Raw genomic sequence first — 19,948 nt, 5'->3', positions numbered from 1 at the left:
TCACCCGGCGCAGGGGCGCTCAGGGAGGCCGGTGGCCCGGTCCAGGGCGATGCGCAGGCGGTCGGTCATGTCCGGCGCGGTGAGCAGCACGGCCGCCTCGGCCAGCAGGGCGAACCGCTCGGCCGGCACCGTCTCGGACAGGAGGACGTAGTGGCGCCCCTCGCTGTCCCAGCGGGCCAGACGCAGGCCGCGGCTGCCTTCCGCGATCTTGAGACCGGTCTGGGCAGGCGCCGGCCCGCTCCAGAGGGCCAGCCGGCAGCCATGGCGCCCCTCGTACCCGGCGAGGCGACCGGCCGGACCGTCGTCCGGGGACAGGTAGACCAAGCGGAAGCCAGCCACCGCGAGATCGAGGGGGAAGCCACGGGCGCCGCTTGCGAGCCGCACATCGTTCGCGGGCGAGCCCGCCGCGCTCCAGGCGGCGAAGGCGGCGCGCGCGGAATCAGACGGGGGCCGGGACGCCATCACCAGCCACCCGGCGCCGACGAGAACGGCCAAGGCCGCGGCGCAGGCCCATCCGAGGGAGGCGCGGGCGATGGGCGCGCGCCGGGGCTGCACGACCGCCGCCTTCACGCCCTGCTTCAGCCGGGTCAGGGTTGCGACCCGCGCGGCTAGGACCGGGTCCCGGGCCAGCGACTCCGCGACCTCGTGCCGGCTCTGCGCATCGAGCTCCCCATCGACATAGGCATTGAGGGTCTCCCAGCGCATCACGGCACCTCGTTCCCATCGGATGACCCGGCGATCCGGTGCAGCATGATCCTCCTCGCCCTGTGCAGCCGGCTCATGACCGTGCCGATGGGAAGACCGAGCCGTTCAGCGGTCTCCCGATAGCTCAAGCCTTCGATATCTACGCAGGTCACGACAGACCGGCAGGGTGCATCAAGGGCGGCGAAGGCTTGGCGCACGGCGATGGCCTCGATCAGGCGGTCGTCGAACCCCTCGTCAGGCCAATCGAGGAGATCGTCTTCGTTGCGGATGCGGGAACGGCGGATTCGGTCGATCCAGGCGTGGCGCACGATCTGAAACAGGTACGCGCGGGCCGCCCGAGGCTCACTGGGGGTCGTTCGCGTGGAGAGCGCCTTCAGAGCGCTTTGCTGCATCAGGTCACGTGCGGCGTCAGGCTCGCGCGTCAGGGTCAACGCGTAGCGATACAGACGCGGCCATGCGTCGACGAGGTGCTGACCGATAGACCGCATCCTGACGTGTCATCCTCCCCGCACTCCATAGCACAACGATACATGGCACACCGACTCGCGACGGTCGTCGGTGACCGTGGATGTCCGGAGGCTTTACATCACAGCAGTGCTGATCGAAGCGTTGCTGCTGCTGAACAATCGATGCCAAGCTTGCATGTCTGCTTCCAGGCATCGTGAGGATGCGAGTGTATGACCGGGATGGGCGCTTTGCGGAATGTCAGCTCTGTGCGCCCAGGGCGCCGCGAGGATCCGGGGCGACGAGATGGTCGCCCGCTGCGACGCCCCCGGGGCCGGGTCGACGCGGACCGGGCGAAGGACGCCCTCGCCGCGCAGGTCGCCGCGGCCCACGCCGGTCCCCTCCAGACCTTCCATGATCGCCTCAAGCCAGCGGTCCCGAGCGCCAAGCCTTGCCGGCTTACCAGGGCAGTAGGCTATCCGGAGGGGATGCGGGACAGCCACGCCCGGACCCAGTTGAGGGGCGGCGACATCGCCGGGTGGGGGTGGGACAGGCTCTGCGCAGCCGTGGCCAGCATTGATCACGAGATCGTCGTGACGATCCGGCCGCGAGTTCGCGCCGAGGCGTAGTCCGACGGCGGGCCGACGGCGGGCGCACGTGCGCCACCTGTGCGCCCATGAAAATGAACAAATGTTCAGGAAGCCCGGACATTTCACGCTTCGGGGGTGTCCTGGCGTGACATGTCATGGACCTATGCATCGCCCCGGGGCATCCTCAGCATTGAGGAGCCCCCCATGCGCGTGAAGATCTCCACCCTGAGCCATGCCGAGCGCGTCACCCACGAGCGCGGCCTCGGACGTCGGCGCAAGAAGGACGAGCGGGAGCGCCTTCGTGACCAGGGCCGCCCCGACGCTGCGACGCTGGATCGGGCGCTGGGGGATGCGGTCCGCTCGATCCTCTCGCGCGGCGGGGACGCCTTGACCCGGCCGGTGACCCCGGCGGCGCTGCTCAGGCTTACGCAGGAGCACCTCCTCTTGCGGTCCGTGCGGTCGGAGGGAGCAGGCCGGGAGCCCGTCCGCTACCGCTCCGAGGCCGTCCTCTCGGCGATACAGGACCGCCTGCTGACCCCGCCTCGCAGGGCCTCAGAGCCGAACAAAGCCGCCTAGGACGGCACCCGAAATCCTCGTTACCTAAATCGCGTCAGGCGATTCTTTGGACCAAGGTAACGGGGGGACAACTCGTCGGCCCAAAAACACTCGTTGGACACGTCCCAGGTTAACCGACGGCCAGGGATACCCTTCGAAACTCGGGCCGGACCTCTGGACGAGGGAGTCCGCCCAGGCACATCTATGGGGCATACCACGACCCCGATGGAGCCCCCGATGAACCGGATCGCCGCCGAAGTCTCGCTCGACGTGGCCGGGAAGTTCGCCAGCATCGGATCCGCGATCCATCTCGGGCTCGCGATCGCCAAGGCCGAAAGCCGCGCCCGGCGGGACGAGGCCGTCGATTCCGTGACCCGGCTCGCCTACCGCCTCCAGGACGCTCGTGAGGATCAGGCCGACGCCGAGGAGCGGGCCGCTGCGGCCGAGGCTCGGCTGGCGGCCATGGAGATGGCGCTGGCCCGGTCCGTGGCCGAGGCGGACGTCCTGCGGCAGGCCCTCGCCGCCGAGATGGAGCTGACACAGGGCCTGCGGGAAATCATCGGACACTGAGGCGAATCCGGGACCCAGAAACGCGAAAGGCCGCCGGGGTGACCGGCGGCCTTTTCTGTCGGTTGGGGCGCCTTCAGCCGAAGGCGGCGCGGGGGCCGGAACGCCGGGGGGCGTAGTCCTCATCCTCGTCCTCGGTGGGCAGCACGGGGCGGGGACCCCGCTTCATCATGGCCGCCACCTCGGCGCGGTCCGTGGCCGCCCGCGCCCGGATCTCGGCGAGAAGCTTGCGGGTGTCCAGCGCCACCGGGGCGGGCTGTGCGGCAAGCGGGGGCACCGCCGGGATCCCGTCGAATGCGGCGCGGCCCTCGACATGGGCGGCGACGTGCGAGGTCTCCGCCCCCGCGATGTGGCGCAAGGCGTTGGGCGACAGGCCAGCCAGCCAGGTGGAGATGTTCGGGGGCAAGTCCCGGTTGAGGAACTCGGCCCGACCGAGGTCCCCGGAGGCGCGGGCCTCGGCGGCCCTCTGCACGGCCCCGCCGAGCAGCATCACTTCGTGCAGCTCGGCCCGCGCGGCAGGCGACATCTGCCCGACCGGATCGAACGAGGGAGCGGTAGAGGCCCTGCGGCTGTCCCGGCGGACGGCGGCGTCCGCGACGTCGCGCGGCCCGACCGGCCTGTGCGGTATCAGGGCGCCGAGCACCCCGCCGATACCGCTCGCGGTCAGGTCGAGGGCCCGGAGCGGGCCGGTCAGCCCCCTGCCGGCGAGGTGGGCGGTGTGGGCGACGGCCCCCCGCACGCCACCGGCGACCATGCGGGCGTCGGCCGCGATCAGGGATCCGGCCTCCTTCACGCCGCCGAAGAGCGCTCGGATCATCGCCATGATCATCGCGGCGACGGCGGCGGCGGCGCGGGCGAACTTGTCCTTAAGGTTCACGGTCTCTCTCCTTCACGGCGGGTTGGATGCGGGTGCCGTGAGAGGAGCGTGCCCCTCGCGGATGAAAGGCACAAAGCGGGACATGTCACGCCTCGGGGAAGAGGCGATCTCTGAGGTCCCGGGGCAGCTGACGCCGGTGCCCGTGGACGAGCGGCCGGGCGTGCGCGGCCTGGACGACGTCGAGCGAATCAATCGCCGCGAGGCGGTGCCCCTCGGCGCTCGCCACGGCCGACCAACCCACCCCATTCCGCTCCCTAGCCTGGTCCCCATCGAGGCCTGAAAGGTGCCGGCAGGCCTCCAGCAGGTCGGCCCTGACGTCCGGATCCCTGACGGCGGCGACGTCCTCGGGCGAGGCGGGCTGGCCGAGCCGGCGATCCACCGCCGCGACGACGTCCCGGGCCTCGGCCAGGAGCGCGTGCGCTAGGCGGACTTGCCCGGGCGTGAGCCGCCGGGCCCCGGCAAGCCCCCAAGCCAGGGGGGCCTTACTCCGGAACGCCCAGCCGTGGCGCGTGAGCCCGTCGGCGAGGGCGTCCTGCACGGCCACGAGGGCGCCCTCGTCCACGCCGCCGTTCGCCACCTTCACCCGGGCGTGGTGCGCGAGGTCCTGCCGGACGTCCTGCTCCCAGCGCGAGATCCGCTTCGGCAGGTCGGGCATCTGCGCCGCGGCCGAGAGGTCCCATTCGATGATGCGATCCCGGACGGCGAGGCCGGCTCGCGCGGTGGCGTTGGGGAACCTCTTGAGCAGGTGATCGCCCTGCTCCGTGCGCCCGGCGATCCAGCGTCCGTGGCCTGCCCGACGCCACGAGAGGTCAAGCAACGCCGGGGGTTCGCCAAGAGTTGACGCGCTCTTCGCGCCAAGGATCGGGCAATCTATCCTTTGAAGCATCGGCGTTCCCAATCTACGGCAAATGATACTGAACGGCAGTTCGCTTCCAGAAGCGAAAAAAACTGCGTGCAGCCACATTTTCGCCCTTGCGCGCAAAACCGCAAGTGGCAAACTAAGGCGAATATCATTTAATCAGGCGAGGATGACTTGATGAGTGCCGCGCCGTTTTCGGGTGCCGGGAGCCTGGTGCCCGTGGTGACGTACGACGACATCGTCGCCTTGCTTCGCGCTGGCGTGGCCGAGGCCGGCTCCCAGCGGGCATACGCGCAGGCCCGCGCCATCCACGAAGGCGACCTGTCTCAGGTCCTGCGCGAGCGCCGGCTGCCGACGGAGCGGATGGCCTTGTGGGTCGGGGTCGAGCGGCACCTCGTCCGCGTCGGGGATCCCATCAGCCCAATGGCCGGCGCCGCCCTCGGCAGGTGGAGGCCCTGATGCCTGCCGCCACGCGCCAGCCCGCCGGGGACAAGGGGACGGCCGATCGAATCGAGGCCGACGACGGGCACGCCTGGGTGCGCCTGACGACGTGGCAGGCCCTCGACCGCGAGGGCAGCTGCATGGGCCATTGCGTCGGCGACGGGGACTACGACACCGCCGTCGGCTCGGAGGAGATGCACGACGACGCCATCTGGAGCCTGCGTCGGCCCGACGGCGTGTCGGTGCTGACGGCGGAGGTCGAGGAGCTTTGGGTGATGTCCGCCAAGGGCCCCCGGAACAGCAAGGTTGGTCGCTTCGAGGCCATGCAGGTCGCCCACCTGGTCGCGGCCTTCAAGGTGGCAGGCCACGCGCTGCGGGTCTCTGAGGACACGGAGATCACCCTACTGGCGGACGGCCGAACATTCCGTGATGACCGGCTCCCGCCCGACGTAGCTGCGGCCCGAGCCGAGGCGGCGCGGAGCCTGCATGAGGCGCACGCGGGTGCCCTTGCGGCGATACGGTCGGATGCGGTCGGCGCGCGGTACGTGATGGTCACCGGCCGGGCCGAGTTTCGATCGGCCGGCAGTCCGGCATTCATCCCGCTCGGCGACGTCGCACCATTCGGATTCGGTGCTGGCGGCGGCGGCGCTGTCTTTTCTCATGGGTCACCCGGAAACGGTGGTTTCCCGGGTGGCGGGGGCGGTGGGGCGGCTGTGATCGAGGAGCGCATCGAGCGCCTGGAGATCCGCTCCAACGAGAACCCCCTGCGTCCGATCCTCGAAACGGTTAGCTACCAGACGCCGGTCCACCTCGCCATGGAGCTGACCGCGAACGAGCCTGACCCGATCGTCGAGTGCCGGTACTCGTTCGACACCGGTATGGAGACATTCCGGACGCGATCCGGGATCCGCTTCTCGGCCGGCCGCCAATTCTCGCTTATGGCCTCCGGCTCCCGGGACCTCATTCAGGCATACCGCGCCGCGATCGCCAGGGCCGAGGCGGAACGGGCGCCCGCGCAGCCGCCTACGGGCTTCCGGGCCATGATGGTGGACGCGATCGTGACGTCAGTCACGCCCGACGGATTCGAGGCCCGCTGGGATGGTGGGCCCGACACGATCGAGCAGGCCCTCGCCCTCGCGGCCCCAGGCCCGGGCCAACCCACAACCGCGGAGCCGCCCAGCTGACAGGCTCCCCCGCCGACGCGCCCGGCGACAGGGGCGCACTCCTTGAGCCACCCCACCCAGTGAGGAACCCATGCTCGACTTGCTAGCTTCGACGCTCGCCGCCGCCGCCCTCTCCGAGACCAAGCGGCCCAACACCCCGCCCCCGACGCCCGACGTGATCCTCGCCCGCCTGGGCCTGACGGCGCAGCTCTACGCGAAGCCGGTCCAGTTCTCGGCCGGCACCCTCGTCACCCCCCGCGCCGACGGCAACATGACGAATGCCGGCGACCCGCATGTCGTCATCGAGATCCTCGGCGGGTGCGCCCCCGGCGATGGGCTGACGTGGAGCCCGCCCGTGGTCCTGCGCGACGAGAGGGTTCCTCTCGACAAGGCCACCTCGTCCGGGTTTGGGCGCGTGCTCGACATGCGCGTCGCCGTTATGAAGGGCGGAGCGGTCCTCACCTTCCTGGTCGAGTCGCAGGACCTCGAGGCCTGGACCCCGGCGCACGAGGAGGCATGGCGGGCCAAGCTGGCCAAGGAGGCCGCAGGCCCGCAACCGATCACCCTATCCGAGGCCATCTCCGCGCTGCGGGACCGGGCCGCCGGCAAGGAGGTCCGGGCCGAGTAGAAGGTCGGCGACACCGTCGAGATCGTGCCCGAGCCGCGCGGGACCGAGGCACCGATGAGCATCGAGGGCCTGCATATCGGGATCGTCCAGAAGGTGGACCCGACCGACGGCACGACGAACGTGCTCTACCACGCCGCCTCGACCGGCAAGATGGGCCTCGGATGGATCCGCAACGTCGACCTGAAGAAGTGGGGTCCGAAGCCCGCTGAGCTGCCCGCTCCCGAGGTCGCAACGGCCTGACCCCCGCCGCGTCGACGCGCCCGGCGACAGGGGCGCCCCCGATATCCCCCCCTCTCACTGATGGTGCTGCATCCGTGACCCTGACCAAAAACAGCTTCCCCCTGACCCCCCTGAACCGCCTCCGCCACGGCCACGACGAGGGCGCCCCGGCCGGCGTCTGCAACGTCCGGATCGCCGGGCGCGAGGACGGCCTCGCCGAGCTGGCCGCCTCGATCGCCTCGGTCGGTTTGCTCCAGCCGCTCGTCGTCGTGCGGCATGAGGGGCTGTCCTACGTGGCCGACGGCAACCGGCGGCTGGCCGCGCTCATGCGCCTCGCCGCGGCCGGGACGATCTCCGCCGAGCACGAGATCGACGTCGTCGAGCGCGACGCCGCGACAGCCCGGGAGGCGGGGCTCGCCGCCAACCTGACCCAGTCGACCATGCACGAGGCCGACCAGATGCTCGGGTTCGCCGAGCTGGCGGCCGGCGGCCTCAAGCCGAAGGAGATCGCCGGGCGCTTCGGCGTCTCCATCCCGCACGTGAAGAAGCTTCTGGCGCTGGGCTCGGTCGCCCCCTGCATCCTCGACGCCTGGCGCGCAGGGAAGCACGGCGTCAACATCGAAGCGGTGAAGGCGTTCACGCTCGCGCCCTCCGTAGCCGAGCAGGAGCGCGTCTACGGCAAGCTCTCGACGGCCGGTGGCAGCATCTACTGCCACCAGATCCGCGAGGAGCTCGGCGCCGGACACTCCACGGAGACGATGCTGAAGCGCGTCGGCATCGACGCCTACAAGGCGGCCGGGGGCAACTTGGTCAGGGACTTGTTCGGCGACACCACGGCCGTGACGGACCGGGCCCTGCTGCAGCGGCTGTCCGACGAGCGCCTGATCGCCCGGCGCGACGAGCTTCGGGCCGAGGGGTGGGCCTGGGTCGAGCTCGAATCCGACCTCCCGGCCGAGGCCCGCTACAGCTGGGCGACCCTGCATGCGGAGAGGCGCGAGCCGACGGCGGCGGAGGCGGCGCGGCTCCGTGAGATCGAGGCCATCACGGAGGCCGACGACGACGGGTCGGTGTCCGACGAGGCGGTGCAGGCGCTGACGGCTGAGCACCGGGCGATCGAGGCCTCGCTCATGACGCAGCTCGGGCCCGACGATCGCGCACGCTCCGGATGCGTCGTGTCCTGGGGCTGGAGCGGCGAGATCCACGTCCGCGACTACGTCGTCCGACCGGGCCAGGCGAAGCCTGCCAAGGCGGAGACCGCGCCCGACGCCGCCACCGCCGAACCGGATGTGAAAGGCCTGTCATCGGCCCTGGTCGACCGCCTCTCCACGCAGATGACCGAGGCCGTCCGGGACGCCCTCGACACCGAGCCTCGGGTCGCCCTGGCTGGCCTGTTGGCCGGTGCGACTTGCAAGAACCCCTGGTCGGCACCGGTCCGCCTGCGCCTGGAGGGCCTCGGGCACGAGGCCGCCCGGGTGTCCGACAACGAGACGTTCCAGGTCCTGTTCGACCGCTACCTCACGATGTCGGATGCCGAGCTTTTCGCGAGCCTCGGTCGCGTCCTGGCCCGCGGCGTCGACCTCCGGACCCGTACGCCCGGCGCCGGGTTGACCGCCGGCGCCCCCGCGACCAGCGCGGCGATCCAGGGCCTCGCCGGCGCCATGGATGCCGACGTGCTCACCGCCCGGCTGCACAGCCGATTCGACGCCACGGACTTCTTCGCTTCGGCCCCGAAGGCCGTGACGCTCGCCGCGATCGAGGAGGCCTGCGGCGCGGAGGCAGCCGCCCGGGCCGGCAAGGTCAAGAAGGGCGAGCTCGTCGCGCTTGCGATCGCGACGGTCGTCCCGACGGGCTGGCTGCCCCGCGAGATCCGCTGGCCGGGTTATGCCGGGCCCGGCGCCGAGCAGGCCCTGGCCGAGGCCGAGGCCGCCTGACCCTGCCGGGGCGGCCGCCCGGTCGCCCCGGATCCCACCCTACCGATGGAGCTGATGGTGAGCGTGTTCGATTCGCGCGGCCGAGAGGGCAGCCGCTTCACGCAGACGATCCGGGACGTCCAGGCGGGCATCGCGTACATGGTCCGGACACCGTACGGCCGGCCAGCCCAGGGCATGTGGGACGTGGACGTGGTCGGCCACGACTCGCTGATGCCGCCCAGGCTCTACGCCATCGACCCGGCGCGGGGTGCCATCACGTTCGAGACGGATCACTCCATCGTCACGATCATCGCGCGAGCAGTCCGGCAGCCCGTCACCGCGATCGGCGGGAGGCCAGCGTGAGGGATCCGCTGCCGATCGTCCCCGACCTCGACGGGCTCGCCGACACGCCTGTCGGCATCGAGCACGACGGTCTTGCCCGCGGCGAGGCGTGGTTCACATGCGAGGTCGCGGGCTTGCAGTTCTACGACTACCACCGGCACGACGAGGACCTTGACGTGCTGGTCATGCCGGCAGCGGGAGACCGCCTGCAGCTCATGCGGGATCCCGAGAACCCGCACGACCGCAACGCGATCCGGGTCGTCTGGCGCAACGACCGGCAACTCGGGCACGTCCCGCGTACGCTCGCCTGCGACGTCGCCCCGCTCCTCGATGCCGGCGCGCCCGCCCGGGCGTACGTGGTCGACGCCGGCGACGGCGAGGCCTGGTCGTGCCGGGCCCTGATCGTCGGGGCCGCGGCCGCGCCCTGGCACGAGCGGCACATGCGCCACGTCGTCCGGGAGGCCCTGAGCGCCCGGCCGATCGAGGAAGGCCGGCTCTACCGCCGGGCGCTCAAGCGGGCCGAGCGGGCCGCGGACCGGGCGTGCACGATGCGGACCCGGCGGCTCCGGCAGGCCGTCGACGTCCTGCTCGGCGTCCCGTTCGATCCGGAGCTCCCCGCCGTCGGCGGGCGCTGCACCCCGGAGGCCCTCGCCAGGGCCCTGGCCTGCAGCCGGTCGACGGTCGTCCGGATCGCGGGTGGCGTCGGAAACCCGATCGGCCGCTACACGCACGACATCGAGATGACGCCTGAGCTCGACGCCGCCCTGCGAACCTGGTGCCGGGCGCCCCGGAGCAAGGTCGACCACTGGCAGGTCCGGGGAACAATGCACCACCGCCAGGAGCCCCCGTGGGACTGGATCGCATGACTCTCCGAGTCCCCCCGCGCGCCGCCGAGATCGCCGCGGCCAGCTGCCCATTCACCTCCACGCAACCCCCCAAGCCGTAGGATGGCCCATGACCACCAGGATCATCATCGACCAGCTCGACCGCCAGCTCCGTAGGGCGCGCATCCATGGCGTGCCCGAGCGCCGCGACCTGCGCCGGCGCCGGGCCAAGCTGATGGCGGCGCAGGTCGCGGCGTCCAAGATGCCAGAAATCCCTCGACTGGCCGAGGACGTGCACCGGGCCCTGGCGGGGCGGGAATGGACGCTCGGCGAGATCCTGCAGCTCTCGCTCATCCGTCTGCCCGCCCGCGCCTGACGAGCCGCCCCGGGACCCTAGCGGGTCTCCCACGCCTGGGGCGTCAGCGAGTGGAGCGCATCGAGGTCCGGGGCGGACATGGCCTCCCGGTAGGCGTAGATGTCGTCGGCGAGCACCGCGAATCCGTTGCCCTCGGAGCCGCCCCAGACCGCTGACGCAGTGTGCCTCGTGAGCGCGACGACCGAGAAGTCGCGGCTCATCTTCCCGTGCATCCTGTGGTCCGACAGTCGGATCTCGACGTCGACCGGCCACGGATCGAAGACGAGCACGAAGGCGGAGATCTCCGTCTCCTCGGGCAGCCGGGCCTCCCAGGCATCGCAGACGGGCGCCAAGGCCGCCAGCGTCGCCCTGTACTCAGCGCTCAGGTGGACGTGCTGCCAGAGCGGCCGATCGACGTAGCTCTCCCCGACAGGGATCCGGCGGGCGACGAACCGCATCGGCGGCCGTCCATCGGGATCGGCCTCGTGGAACCGGAGGGAGATCGGTCGGGCGGTGCGGGTGCGCCAGGGCATGCTCTATCCTGGCAGCCCCGGCTTACCGCCCCGTCTACGCCGCCTCGGCGAGCGCGGCCGCCGCCCCTGCCCCGGCCTCCCGGGCGGCCGTGTCCGCCAGGGCCTCCCGGATCTCCGAGAGCCGGACGGGCGCCCAGGCCCAGCAGTCGACCCCCACGTCCAGGCTCGCCGACGTGCCGGGCAGGCACCCGTGCGAGTGCCCGTAGAGGTGCAGGTCACCGCGGTGCATGCCGTACCAGACGCGCTGCGCGTAGTGTCCCAGAACCATCGAGACGCCGTCGACCGTGATGAGCGCCCTCTCCTGCTGGCTTGCCCACGGCAGGGCCTTCACCCGCGCGTTGTCGTGGTTGCCCCACACCAGGTGCTTCTTGCCGGCGAGGCGCGCGAACATGTCCCGGCAATGCTGGGCGGACGCGCCATACGCGAAGTCGCCCAGGTGCCAGACCTGGTCGCCTGGGCGGACGCGCCCGTTCCATCGCGCCACTAGGACCTCGTCGTGCTCCTCGATCGACGTGAAGGGGCGCGGCCGCGACATCCGTTGGCCGAGGATGCCGACGTGGCCGAAATGGGTATCGGATGTGAAAAAGACCGTCATGGCGGCCTCCGGGCATAGGGGAACGCGTGCCGGCCGGGGCGTCCCGGCGGCGGTGGCTGGCCTCAGGCCAAACGGCGTTTGCCTATGCGGAGGAACGTGCTCATGGGGGCGAGCCTCGCCGATCGGCGCGCCGTCGGCAAGGGCCGATTCGCGAGGCAGTTAGCGAACCCCTGGGCGGGATGGCGGAGCCCAGGGACGGGCGCACCCACGGCATTAACCGAGGACCTGCGCAGCGCTTTTCGCGGCCACAGTTTCTGGCATGGTGACGTCATGCCAACCTACGTTTTCGACACCGGGCAGAGCTTCGACTTTTTCGCGGATGCCCGGGTGGCGGAGGGCGCGCACGACGACGCGCCCCTGACGCTGGAGCAGGCCTGCTGGATCCCCGAGCTGACCCAGCCGGACGAGGTCCTGGGACGCGCCCCGATATGGACGGCGGCCGCGCTGCGCGGGGCGATCGACCGGGGGGACCTCGCCGTCGAGAGGCACGGTCGGCTGATGTACGTCACCAAGCGGCTCGTCCGCGAATGGAGAGCCCGATGCCGGACGACGCCCCGAAGCCCAGACGCCCCCGCCCAAGCCGAGCGGCCGCCAAGCCCAGGACTCTCGGCAAGACCGGCCGAGGCAACCCCTATCTCTGGTGGCGCCCCGGACGCGTCGACGCCGACGGTGTCGACCGCTCGGGGGTCTGGTGGATCGTCCACCGCGGCAAGCAGGTCCGCAGCACTGGCCGCGGTCATGGCAAGGACCAGGAACGCGAAGCGCTCCGGGCGCTAGACGACTATACGGCGAGCCTGGCCGTCATCGCTCCGGACGAGCTCGGAGGCCCCCGGAAGAACCGGCCGGCGCACGAGGTACTCGTCGCGGAGGTCCTGGACCGCTACCTGAGCGCCAAGAAGGGTCGGCTCGATCAATCGACCGGCGAGTCCAAGGGCGGGGTGTCCAGGCACAACGAGCTCGCGCAGCGTGTCGAGAGCCTGCTCCTTTGGTGGGGCGAGCGCACGCTCGACGAGGTCGACAGCGCCACGTGCGCCGCCTACGTCGCCTCCCGCGTCGGAACGCCGTGGAAGACGCACGCCCGCGCAGGCCTCGACCGGAACGGCGACCCCCGCCCAGGTGACGGCAAGCCGAAGCGCCGGGGGCACTCCAAGCCCGCCAAGCAAAGGGTTGTGGGAGAGGGTGGCCCCCGACGCGAGCTGGAGGACCTCAGGGCGGCCATCAACGTCGCGGTCAAGGACGGCCTCACGCGCGACCTGGTACACGTGACCCTGCCGCAGAAGGGCGAGGAGCGCGACCGGTGGCTGACCGTGCCCGAGGCGGCGCTCATCGTCCGGCGAGCGTTCCGCAAGGTCGAGGTCCAGACAGTCCACCGCGGGGCCCGCAAGGGCGAGCAGGTCGTCGGCCGCCGGGTCGGAAAGCACCTCGCACGATTCGTCATCGTCGCCTTGAGGACCGGCACCCGCTCGGGACCGATTTGCGGCGCGTCTTTCGTGAAGGAGGTCGGCAAGCCCTGGATGGAGCTCAAGACCGAGACCGTCATGGAGGAGCGAATCGAGACACGGGTCATCGACGGCGAGACCTTCGAGCGCCGCGTCCAGGTCCCGACGATCAAGAGGGTGGCGATCTTCCACCGGAAGGCGCTTGGGACGAAGGAGGCCGAGAACAAGAAGGCGCCGACGGTCCGGATGCCGGACGGCCTGGTCGCCCATCTCTGGCGCTGGCACCATGTCCTCGGGCAGCGCTATGTCGTGGAGTGGAACGGCAAGCCCGTAGGATCGACGAAGCGCTCCTTTGCCAACCTATGCTACGAGCTGGGCTTCGGCGACGACGTCATCAGGCACAGTTTGAGGCACACGGCGGTGACTTGGGGCATGCAAGCCGGCGTCGATATCTGGGAGCTGGCCGGCTACGTCGGCATGACGGTCGAGATGATCGAGCGGCGGTACGGCCACCACTCGCCGGCCCACATGGAGGGCGCCCGGGCGGCCCTCGGCGGCCGGGGTCGGAAGCGCGCGGCCTAGGCGGCGGGCTGGTTCTTCGAGAGAAGGCTGATCTCCTCCATGATCGCCCGGCCGCACATGTAGAGTAGGCGGTTGTACTTGGACCATTCCGAATGCGACAGACGGCTCTTGCCCGAGTGGACGATCTCGGAGCGGACCGCGTAGAGGCTTCGGAAGTCGGCTAGGACTTGCTCGCGGTCTGCCTGGCTGTCGCCGATGAGGTAGGCGCACCGGTTACTGAGAAGCTCGCCGATGCCGACCATGTCGGTCGTCTTCTTGTCGCCGAGCAGGATCTCCATGGCGACCATCGCCTGGACGAAGGCCATGGTGCCGTTGCGGGTCATGTAGCTGGTGGCAAGCCACTGCGCCGACCTATTGATGCGCTCGGCCGTCTTGGGGTTGTCGAAGCAAATCCGCATCTGGCCGAGGACGCGCATGGCGAACGCGGCCAAGGGGAAGTCCGGGCCGTACTCGGCGAACCGGAAGCCTTCCATACCCATCAGGATGCCGGCGTCGAGGCCGAAGTTGGTGTCGTGAATGACGTCCCGGTCCGCAGTGACGCGATGCACCTGGTGCACGATCGCCGGCTGCGCAAACCCGAGAGGGCTGTACGACGGATCGTAGCGGAACAGGCGAAGCGCTATCCCGAGACCGATGAAGGTCTGCAGCGTCTCGGCGGCACGACGTGCCGTGCCTGACGCCCCGTAGCTGTCGGCGTAGCCATCCAACGGGACCTGGAGGTAGACGTTGTCGACCCCCCAGGCATGGCCGTCACCAAGTAGGCCGAAGGGGCTGATCCCGGGCGGGAGCGGGAAGTGGGGGTCGAGTGCCCGGTCGTCCGCGAGGTAGATCCCGCCACCGAGGGCGTGGCGGCCGGTGCCGTCGATCATGGGCCGTAGCGTCGCGCCGAGCTGATGCGGCAGGCGCATGCTGAAGATGTAATGCCACGGCAGGCTCTCGAACTCGGCTACCAGGTCGCGGGCTAGCGCGGCCGGGTCCTCGAAGCCGGCGACGTCCAGGAGCGGCTCGGGACCCGCATCCTCCTTCCAGCCCCCGAGCTTGGACAGGCGCCGCGCGATTCGGTCGGTCATGAAGTCCGACACAGGTCGATCGTCGATCATTCCCGGAAGGGGCGCGACGGTCTTCCCAGTCTTGGGGATGGCCTCGTCGAGTGGCGTAAGCGCCATGGTGCTGAACCAGTCCAGCATCCAGCCATTCGAGACGCGGACATGCCGGAAGGCTTCGCGGGCGAGCTCTTCGAGTCGGGCTAGGCAGGACGGATGGAGGCTGAGCGGCACCGGCGCACTATGGCGACTGGATCGAAACTTCGCAGATACGCGAATGCGCGCAGTGGCGCAAAAACGTGGCCGAACCTGTGGCCGGGCCGAAGCCTGTGAATGGCGGGATGACCTCCCCAGAGGGGAAAACTGGTCGGAGTGGCAGGATTTGAACCTGCGACCCCCACGTCCCGAACGTGGTGCGCTACCAGACTGCGCTACACTCCGAAGACCGTCCCGCGTGTCCGCCAGGGCCGGTGAGCGGGCTTATAGCCGCGCCGTTCCCGGGCTGCAAGCGCGGTCTTGCCGGTTTCAGCCAAGTCGATCCGGCCAATCGGCAGACATGCCACGGCACACGATCGCCGCGTCGGCCGCCCGCACCGCGACGGTGGCGGCATAGCCCGGCCCGGGATCGAGCGCCGCCAGGGTCCAGGCGCCGCCGGGCGCCATGCGCAGGAGGCGCGGCGGCGCGGGCGGCAGGGTGACGCTGAACCGGCCGAGCGGCAGCGACAGGCCCGTTCCCAGCGCCTTCACCACCGCCTCCTTCCGGGTCCAGAGGCCGAAGAAGGCCGGCTCGACCGCGTCCGGGGGCAGTGCCGCCAAGGCTGCCGCCTCATCGGGAGCGAAATGCCCCCGCGCGATCTGCACGGCGTCCGGGATCGGCCGGATCGCTTCCACGTCGACGCCGATCGCGGCGCCCGCCGTCAGGCCGACCAGCGCGCGGTCCCCGGAATGCGACAGGTTGAACGCCAGGCTTCCAAGTTCCGCGCCGGCCAGTTCGGGCTTGCCGCCCGGTCCCGATGCGAGACGGATCTCGGTGGGGTCGATTCCGAGCTGCTCCGCGAGGATCAGCCGGAGCGCGGCGTGGCTCGCCACATACCGCGCGCGATCCGCCGCCCGCAGGAACCGGTCGGCGCGGTCGCGCTCGGCCGCGTCGAGGATCTCGCTGCAGCGGTCGAGCCGGGCGGGCGGAAGCGCGAGATCGACGAGCCAGGCCGAGACCGCGGTCACGCGATGTCCTGTGTGAGAGACGACGCGTCCCTTCGCGACCCGCACGACCGGTGCTGCGCGGCTTCGCCCGCTCGCCGCGGCGGGAGGCACAGGCTAACGTCGTCTCTGTGAAGCGTCACGCGAACGGCCCCGGTGATGACGGCATGACGAGCATCGCGGTCCGGCACCCGGCCGACAAGGGGCACCCGGGTTGAACGCGCCGGGCGCGGCAGGCCTTCCCCTCGGCGCCCGGGGCCTGCCGAGCCTCGCCGGTCGCCGCGCGCGCTACGGCGTCTTCTTCGCGACCTATCTCTACCAAGGCCTAATCGCCGGATTCTCCCTGACGGCGCTGGCCAACCACCTCGCGGTCCAGGGCGTCTCCGCGGCCGAGATCGGGCTTCACTTCGCCCTGGCGGGTCTGCCCTGGACCCTGCAGCCCATCCTCTGGGGACCCCTGATCGATCGCGCCGGAGACTTCCGGATGGGGCGGCGCCGGCCCTTCGCCGTCGCGGGGATCCTCGGATGCCACGGGGCGCTGGCGCTCCTGCTGCTCCCCGGTGCCGGCGGGATCGGCGCCCTCGGCCTGATCTTCCTCGCCCACAGCGTGTTCGCATCCCTGCTCGACACAGCCTGCGATCGCATGATCATGGACCACGTCCCGGCGGCCGAACTCGGGCGGGTCAGCGCCTGCACCCGGGCCGGCTTTGTGGCAGGCACCAGCACCAGCGCCGCACTGTTCGGGTGGCTGCTGGCGACATCCGGTGTCGCCATGAGCGTCCGCTGGCTCCTCGTGGCCGCCATCCTGGCCAGCCTGCCGATGCTGCTGATCCGCGAGGCACCGACGGACGCACTCGTCGCGCTTGCCCGGCGCGGAGGCGCGCGGCGTCCCCTCCCGTTCCGGCGCTTCCTGCTGCGGCTCGCCGCAGCCCTGAGGCGACCGCGCGCGCTGAGGCTCCTCGCCCTCTGCTTCGGCCTCGACGGTGCGCTCGGCCTGTTCGAGCTGCCCTTCTCGGTCGATCTCCTTCAGCGACAGGGCTGGGACCCGGCCGTCCTGTCGCGCCTCCAGGCCGCCCTGGCGCTGGCGAGCGGCACGGCCGGGGCGGTCGCGGTCGGCGTCTGGTCGGACAGGGCCGGGCCGGTGCGCCCGCTGCGCGCCCTCCTCCTCGCGAGCGCGGCAACCTTCGTCCTCGCCGGTGGGCTGATCGGCCTGGGTCTCGTCGGCCCGGCGGGCCCGGTCATCCTCGCGCTCACCAACATGCTGCCCGGTCTGCTGATCGTCGCACTGATGCCGACCCTCCTCCAGGCGAGCCGCGGGCGGGCCGGGGCGGCCACGCAGTTCGAGGTCTACATGGCGGCGATGAATCTCGGCTCGGTGGTCGGCACCGCCCTGGCCGGCTGGCTGGCGCCCGTCCTGCCGCTGCACGCCGTGGCGGCCCTCGTGGCGATCGTCTTCCTGGCTGCCTTCCGGATGACCGGCCGCGGCGATCTGCTCGACCGGCAGGATTGAGGGAACCGGGGACGCCGCGCCTCAAGCGACTCCCCGCCGGCCACCGATGCGTTAGAACCCCGCCATGGCCGCTGCGAAAACCGATCCGTCCGATCTCGACCTCACCGCCGACGAGGCGCGCGCCGAGCACGCGCGCCTGTCCGACGCGATCCTGGAAGCCGACCGGCTCTACTACCAGGAGGATGCGCCCGAGATCTCGGACGCGGAATACGACCGCCTCCGCCGGCGACTGGAGGACTTCGAGACCCGCTATCCCGATCTCGCCGGCACGGGGGCGGCCAGCACCTCGGTGGGTGCGAAACCCTCGGAGAAGTTCGCGAAGGTGCGGCACGCCGTGCCGATGCTTTCCCTCGGAAACGCCTTCGACGAGGCGGAGGTCGCCGAGTTCGTGGCCCGGGTGCGTCGCTTCCTCGGCCTGTCCGACGCGGCGCCTCTCGCCTTCACGGCCGAGCCCAAGATCGACGGCCTGTCCCTGTCGCTGCGCTACGTCGACGGCCGCCTCGAGACCGCCGCCACCCGCGGCGACGGCGAGATCGGCGAGAACGTCACGACCAACGCCCGCACCGTGCGGGACATCCCGGCGACGCTCGCGGGCTCAGGCTGGCCGGCAATCTGCGAGGTGCGCGGCGAGGTCTACCTGTCGCACGCCGATTTTGCCGCCATCAACGGCCGCCAGGAGGCCGCCGGCAAACCGCTCTTCGCCAACCCCCGCAACGCGGCCGCCGGCAGCCTGCGCCAGCTCGACCCGGCGATCACCGCGTCCCGGCCGCTCCGATTCTTCGCCTATGCCTGGGGCGAGCTGTCGGCACCCATCGCCGGGACGCAGTCCGGGACGCTGGAACGCTTCGCCGCCTGGGGGCTGCCGGTGAACCCGCGGACCGAGACCTTCACCGACACGGACGCGATGCTCGCCCATTACCGGCGCATCGAGGCCGACCGCGCCGGGCTCGGCTACGACATCGACGGCGTCGTCTACAAGGTCGACGACCTCGCGCTCCAGCGCCGGCTCGGCTTCGTCTCGCGCTCGCCGCGCTGGGCGCTGGCGCACAAATTCGCCGCGCAGGAGGCGACGACGGTCGTGGACGACATCGTCATCAATGTCGGCCGCACCGGCTCGCTGAACCCGCTGGCGAAGCTGCGGCCCGTGACGGTCGGCGGCGTGGTCGTGTCGAACGCCACCCTGCACAACGAGGGCTATGTGAAGGGCGTCGGGGCGGACGGCGAGCCGATCCGCGACGGCCGCGACATCCGTGTCGGCGACACGGTGACGGTGGTCCGGGCCGGCGATGTCATCCCGAAGGTGATGGACGTCGATCTGTCGAAGCGCCCGGCCGATTCGCGGCCCTACGCCTTCCCGGAGGCCTGTCCGGCCTGCGGCAGCCGCGCCGTCCGCGCCGTCAACCCGCGCACGGGCCGGCCCGACGCCGTGCGCCGCTGCACCGGCGGCCTGATCTGCCCGGCGCAGGGGGTGGAGCGGCTGAAGCACTTCGTCTCGCGCAACGGCTTCGACATCGAGGGGTTCGGCGAGACCTACATCGAGGTGCTGTTCGAGGCGGGCCTCGTGCACCAGCCCGCCGACCTGTTCCGGCTCGACTTCGAGAAGCTGAAAGACGCGATCGTGGCGCGGCGCGAGGCGCTCTCGGCCGAGCGGCGCGCGGAATCCGGCGCGACCGAACCGCCGAAGAAAGCCACCAAGAAGAAGGGCGACGACGAGGACAAGGCGATCAAGAACCTGCTCGCGGGCGTCGAGGCGCGCCGGCGGGTGCCGATGAATCGCCTGCTCTTCGCCCTCGGCATCCCGCAGATCGGCGAGGCGACCGCCAAGGCGCTGGCGAAGCGCTTCCTCGACATGCCGACCCTCGTCGCGGCGATCCGTGAGGCGACGGCCGCCCAACCCGGGCCCGATTGGGTGGAGCTGACCGCCGTGCCGCGGGTCGGCGCGACGACCCGGGACCGGCTGCTCGATCTGGGCTTCCCGCAGGACGACACGACCAAGGAGCAGGCCAAAGAGCCGGCCAAGGAGCGTGCGCGCGTGAGCGCCGTCCAGCGCGAGAACCTGCTCGCCCATTACGGTGATGCCGACGCGGTGCGCGCGGCGGTCGAGCGGGCGGCGGGTCAGCGACCGGGCGATGCCTACCGGCTCTTCGCCGACGACGGAGAGATCGGCCCGGTGGCCACAGACGCGCTGATCGTGTTCTTCTCCGAGCCGCACAATGCCGACGCCGTCATGGCCCTGCTCGACGAGGTGGAGGTCGAGCCGCTGGAGCGCCCCGCCTCGGCCTCGGCGTTCGCCGGCCAGACCGTGGTGTTCACCGGCACCCTCGAGAAGATGACCCGCAACGAGGCCAAGGCGGTGGCCGAACGGCTCGGCGCCAAGGTCTCCGGTTCGGTCTCGGCCAAAACCGATCTGGTGGTGGCGGGTCCGGGCGCGGGCTCGAAGCTGAAGGACGCGCAGAAGCACGGCGTCCGGGTCGTGTCGGAAGACGATTGGCTCGGGATGGTCGCGCAGGGTTGATGCCCGAGTCGCGGCAGCCTAGACCTGCGGGAGAACGCTCCGAGAACTCCCA

21 protein-coding genes and 1 tRNA gene are annotated in these 19,948 nt (G+C 71.0%); 13 read left to right on the top strand and 9 right to left on the bottom strand.

What is annotated here, in order from left to right:
* Window positions 1-705: an anti-sigma factor family protein gene (locus ACLBX9_RS15745; protein ID WP_447719586.1), complete on the bottom strand. Its 705-nt coding sequence runs from the start codon at window positions 703-705 to the stop codon at window positions 1-3.
* Window positions 705-1,193, bottom strand: coding sequence for an RNA polymerase sigma factor (locus ACLBX9_RS15740; RefSeq protein ID WP_447719585.1), 489 nt, complete (start codon window positions 1,191-1,193; stop codon window positions 705-707). The genes ACLBX9_RS15745 and ACLBX9_RS15740 overlap by 1 nt, the downstream gene beginning before the upstream one ends.
* A gap of 750 nt (window positions 1,194-1,943) precedes the next feature.
* Between ACLBX9_RS15740 and ACLBX9_RS15735 the strand changes: the two genes are divergently transcribed.
* Window positions 1,944-2,315 carry a hypothetical protein gene (locus ACLBX9_RS15735; protein ID WP_447719584.1) on the top strand — a complete coding sequence of 124 codons (372 nt, stop codon included), beginning with the start codon at window positions 1,944-1,946 and terminating at the stop codon, window positions 2,313-2,315.
* 216 nt (window positions 2,316-2,531) lie between these two features.
* Window positions 2,532-2,864: a hypothetical protein gene (locus ACLBX9_RS15730; protein WP_447719583.1), complete on the top strand. Its 333-nt coding sequence runs from the start codon at window positions 2,532-2,534 to the stop codon at window positions 2,862-2,864.
* A 73-nt stretch (window positions 2,865-2,937) separates the two neighbouring features.
* Here ACLBX9_RS15730 and ACLBX9_RS15725 read toward each other — a convergent pair whose 3' ends face one another.
* Together ACLBX9_RS15725 and ACLBX9_RS15720 are read right to left on the bottom strand one after the other, a co-directional pair.
* Window positions 2,938-3,738 carry a hypothetical protein gene (locus ACLBX9_RS15725; protein ID WP_447719582.1) on the bottom strand — a complete coding sequence of 267 codons (801 nt, stop codon included), beginning with the start codon at window positions 3,736-3,738 and terminating at the stop codon, window positions 2,938-2,940.
* Between the two features lie 85 nt (window positions 3,739-3,823).
* Window positions 3,824-4,555 (bottom strand): hypothetical protein, encoded by a 732-nt coding sequence (locus ACLBX9_RS15720; RefSeq protein WP_447719581.1) that lies wholly within the window; start codon window positions 4,553-4,555, stop codon window positions 3,824-3,826.
* Window positions 4,556-4,774: 219 nt separating this feature from the next.
* On the opposite strand from ACLBX9_RS15720, the gene ACLBX9_RS15715 reads away from it, so the two are divergent.
* The 8 genes from ACLBX9_RS15715 (at window position 4,775) to ACLBX9_RS15680 (ending at window position 10,500) form a co-directional block, all read left to right on the top strand.
* Window positions 4,775-5,056: a hypothetical protein gene (locus ACLBX9_RS15715; protein ID WP_447719580.1), complete on the top strand. Its 282-nt coding sequence runs from the start codon at window positions 4,775-4,777 to the stop codon at window positions 5,054-5,056.
* Window positions 5,056-6,222, top strand: a complete 1,167-nt coding sequence (locus ACLBX9_RS15710; RefSeq protein WP_447719579.1) for a hypothetical protein — start codon at window positions 5,056-5,058, stop codon at window positions 6,220-6,222. Before ACLBX9_RS15715 ends, ACLBX9_RS15710 begins: the two co-directional genes overlap by 1 nt.
* Window positions 6,223-6,292: 70 nt before the next feature.
* Window positions 6,293-6,829 (top strand): hypothetical protein, encoded by a 537-nt coding sequence (locus tag ACLBX9_RS15705; RefSeq protein ID WP_447719578.1) that lies wholly within the window; start codon window positions 6,293-6,295, stop codon window positions 6,827-6,829.
* 54 nt (window positions 6,830-6,883) lie between these two features.
* Window positions 6,884-7,069 (top strand): hypothetical protein, encoded by a 186-nt coding sequence (locus ACLBX9_RS15700; RefSeq protein ID WP_447719577.1) that lies wholly within the window; start codon window positions 6,884-6,886, stop codon window positions 7,067-7,069.
* A gap of 74 nt (window positions 7,070-7,143) precedes the next feature.
* Window positions 7,144-8,979 (top strand): ParB/RepB/Spo0J family partition protein, encoded by a 1,836-nt coding sequence (locus ACLBX9_RS15695; RefSeq protein ID WP_447719576.1) that lies wholly within the window; start codon window positions 7,144-7,146, stop codon window positions 8,977-8,979.
* 45 nt (window positions 8,980-9,024) lie between these two features.
* Window positions 9,025-9,321 (top strand): hypothetical protein, encoded by a 297-nt coding sequence (locus tag ACLBX9_RS15690; protein WP_447719575.1) that lies wholly within the window; start codon window positions 9,025-9,027, stop codon window positions 9,319-9,321.
* Window positions 9,318-10,166 (top strand): HIRAN domain-containing protein, encoded by an 849-nt coding sequence (locus tag ACLBX9_RS15685; protein WP_447719574.1) that lies wholly within the window; start codon window positions 9,318-9,320, stop codon window positions 10,164-10,166. Before ACLBX9_RS15690 ends, ACLBX9_RS15685 begins: the two co-directional genes overlap by 4 nt.
* Before the next feature lie 88 nt (window positions 10,167-10,254).
* Window positions 10,255-10,500: a hypothetical protein gene (locus ACLBX9_RS15680; RefSeq protein ID WP_447719573.1), complete on the top strand. Its 246-nt coding sequence runs from the start codon at window positions 10,255-10,257 to the stop codon at window positions 10,498-10,500.
* 17 nt (window positions 10,501-10,517) lie between these two features.
* On the opposite strand, the gene ACLBX9_RS15675 is transcribed toward ACLBX9_RS15680, so the two are convergent.
* Both ACLBX9_RS15675 and ACLBX9_RS15670 read right to left on the bottom strand, forming a co-directional pair.
* Entirely contained in the window at window positions 10,518-11,012 is a 495-nt protein-coding gene (locus ACLBX9_RS15675) for a hypothetical protein (protein WP_447719572.1), read from the bottom strand.
* Between the two features lie 34 nt (window positions 11,013-11,046).
* Window positions 11,047-11,607, bottom strand: a complete 561-nt coding sequence (locus ACLBX9_RS15670; protein ID WP_447719571.1) for a metallophosphoesterase family protein — start codon at window positions 11,605-11,607, stop codon at window positions 11,047-11,049.
* Window positions 11,608-12,146: 539 nt separating this feature from the next.
* Between ACLBX9_RS15670 and ACLBX9_RS15665 the strand changes: the two genes are divergently transcribed.
* The gene (locus ACLBX9_RS15665) at window positions 12,147-13,628 is read left to right on the top strand and encodes a hypothetical protein (protein WP_447719570.1); all 1,482 of its coding nucleotides are present in this window, start codon (window positions 12,147-12,149) and stop codon (window positions 13,626-13,628) included.
* Here the strand turns inward: ACLBX9_RS15665 and ACLBX9_RS15660 are convergent.
* The 3 genes from ACLBX9_RS15660 to ACLBX9_RS15650 all read right to left on the bottom strand — a co-directional run bounded on the left by ACLBX9_RS15660 (window position 13,625) and on the right by ACLBX9_RS15650 (window position 15,895).
* Entirely contained in the window at window positions 13,625-14,905 is a 1,281-nt protein-coding gene (locus ACLBX9_RS15660; RefSeq protein ID WP_447719569.1) for a hypothetical protein, read from the bottom strand. The genes ACLBX9_RS15665 and ACLBX9_RS15660 overlap by 4 nt on opposite strands.
* Before the next feature lie 130 nt (window positions 14,906-15,035).
* Window positions 15,036-15,112, bottom strand: a tRNA-Pro gene (locus ACLBX9_RS15655).
* Window positions 15,113-15,196: 84 nt separating this feature from the next.
* Window positions 15,197-15,895, bottom strand: a complete 699-nt coding sequence (locus tag ACLBX9_RS15650) for a 4'-phosphopantetheinyl transferase family protein (protein WP_447719568.1) — start codon at window positions 15,893-15,895, stop codon at window positions 15,197-15,199.
* Window positions 15,896-16,085: 190 nt separating this feature from the next.
* On the opposite strand from ACLBX9_RS15650, the gene ACLBX9_RS15645 reads away from it, so the two are divergent.
* Window positions 16,086-17,381, top strand: a complete 1,296-nt coding sequence (locus tag ACLBX9_RS15645) for an MFS transporter (protein ID WP_447719567.1) — start codon at window positions 16,086-16,088, stop codon at window positions 17,379-17,381.
* A gap of 64 nt (window positions 17,382-17,445) precedes the next feature.
* Complete coding sequence (ligA, locus tag ACLBX9_RS15640; protein WP_010681831.1) at window positions 17,446-19,896, top strand: NAD-dependent DNA ligase LigA; 2,451 nt, start codon at window positions 17,446-17,448, stop codon at window positions 19,894-19,896.
* The last annotated feature ends 52 nt before the right edge of the window (window positions 19,897-19,948 follow it).

The sequence above is a fragment of the Methylobacterium sp. A49B genome (assembly GCF_053346215.1).
Note: the sequence above shows the minus strand (reverse complement) of the source record. Positions and strands in the feature narration are given on the sequence as shown.

Coding starts and splice junctions, on each gene's coding strand:
- ACLBX9_RS15745 (WP_447719586.1), bottom strand. CDS start 705: ATGCGCTGGGAGACCCTCAATGCCTATGTCGATGGGGAGCTCGATGCG.
- ACLBX9_RS15740 (WP_447719585.1), bottom strand. CDS start 1,193: ATGCGGTCTATCGGTCAGCACCTCGTCGACGCATGGCCGCGTCTGTAT.
- ACLBX9_RS15735 (WP_447719584.1), top strand. CDS start 1,944: ATGCGCGTGAAGATCTCCACCCTGAGCCATGCCGAGCGCGTCACCCAC.
- ACLBX9_RS15730 (WP_447719583.1), top strand. CDS start 2,532: ATGAACCGGATCGCCGCCGAAGTCTCGCTCGACGTGGCCGGGAAGTTC.
- ACLBX9_RS15715 (WP_447719580.1), top strand. CDS start 4,775: ATGAGTGCCGCGCCGTTTTCGGGTGCCGGGAGCCTGGTGCCCGTGGTG.
- ACLBX9_RS15710 (WP_447719579.1), top strand. CDS start 5,056: ATGCCTGCCGCCACGCGCCAGCCCGCCGGGGACAAGGGGACGGCCGAT.
- ACLBX9_RS15705 (WP_447719578.1), top strand. CDS start 6,293: ATGCTCGACTTGCTAGCTTCGACGCTCGCCGCCGCCGCCCTCTCCGAG.
- ACLBX9_RS15700 (WP_447719577.1), top strand. CDS start 6,884: ATGAGCATCGAGGGCCTGCATATCGGGATCGTCCAGAAGGTGGACCCG.
- ACLBX9_RS15690 (WP_447719575.1), top strand. CDS start 9,025: ATGGAGCTGATGGTGAGCGTGTTCGATTCGCGCGGCCGAGAGGGCAGC.
- ACLBX9_RS15680 (WP_447719573.1), top strand. CDS start 10,255: ATGACCACCAGGATCATCATCGACCAGCTCGACCGCCAGCTCCGTAGG.
- ACLBX9_RS15675 (WP_447719572.1), bottom strand. CDS start 11,012: ATGCCCTGGCGCACCCGCACCGCCCGACCGATCTCCCTCCGGTTCCAC.
- ACLBX9_RS15670 (WP_447719571.1), bottom strand. CDS start 11,607: ATGACGGTCTTTTTCACATCCGATACCCATTTCGGCCACGTCGGCATC.
- ACLBX9_RS15665 (WP_447719570.1), top strand. CDS start 12,147: ATGCCGGACGACGCCCCGAAGCCCAGACGCCCCCGCCCAAGCCGAGCG.
- ligA (WP_010681831.1), top strand. CDS start 17,446: ATGGCCGCTGCGAAAACCGATCCGTCCGATCTCGACCTCACCGCCGAC.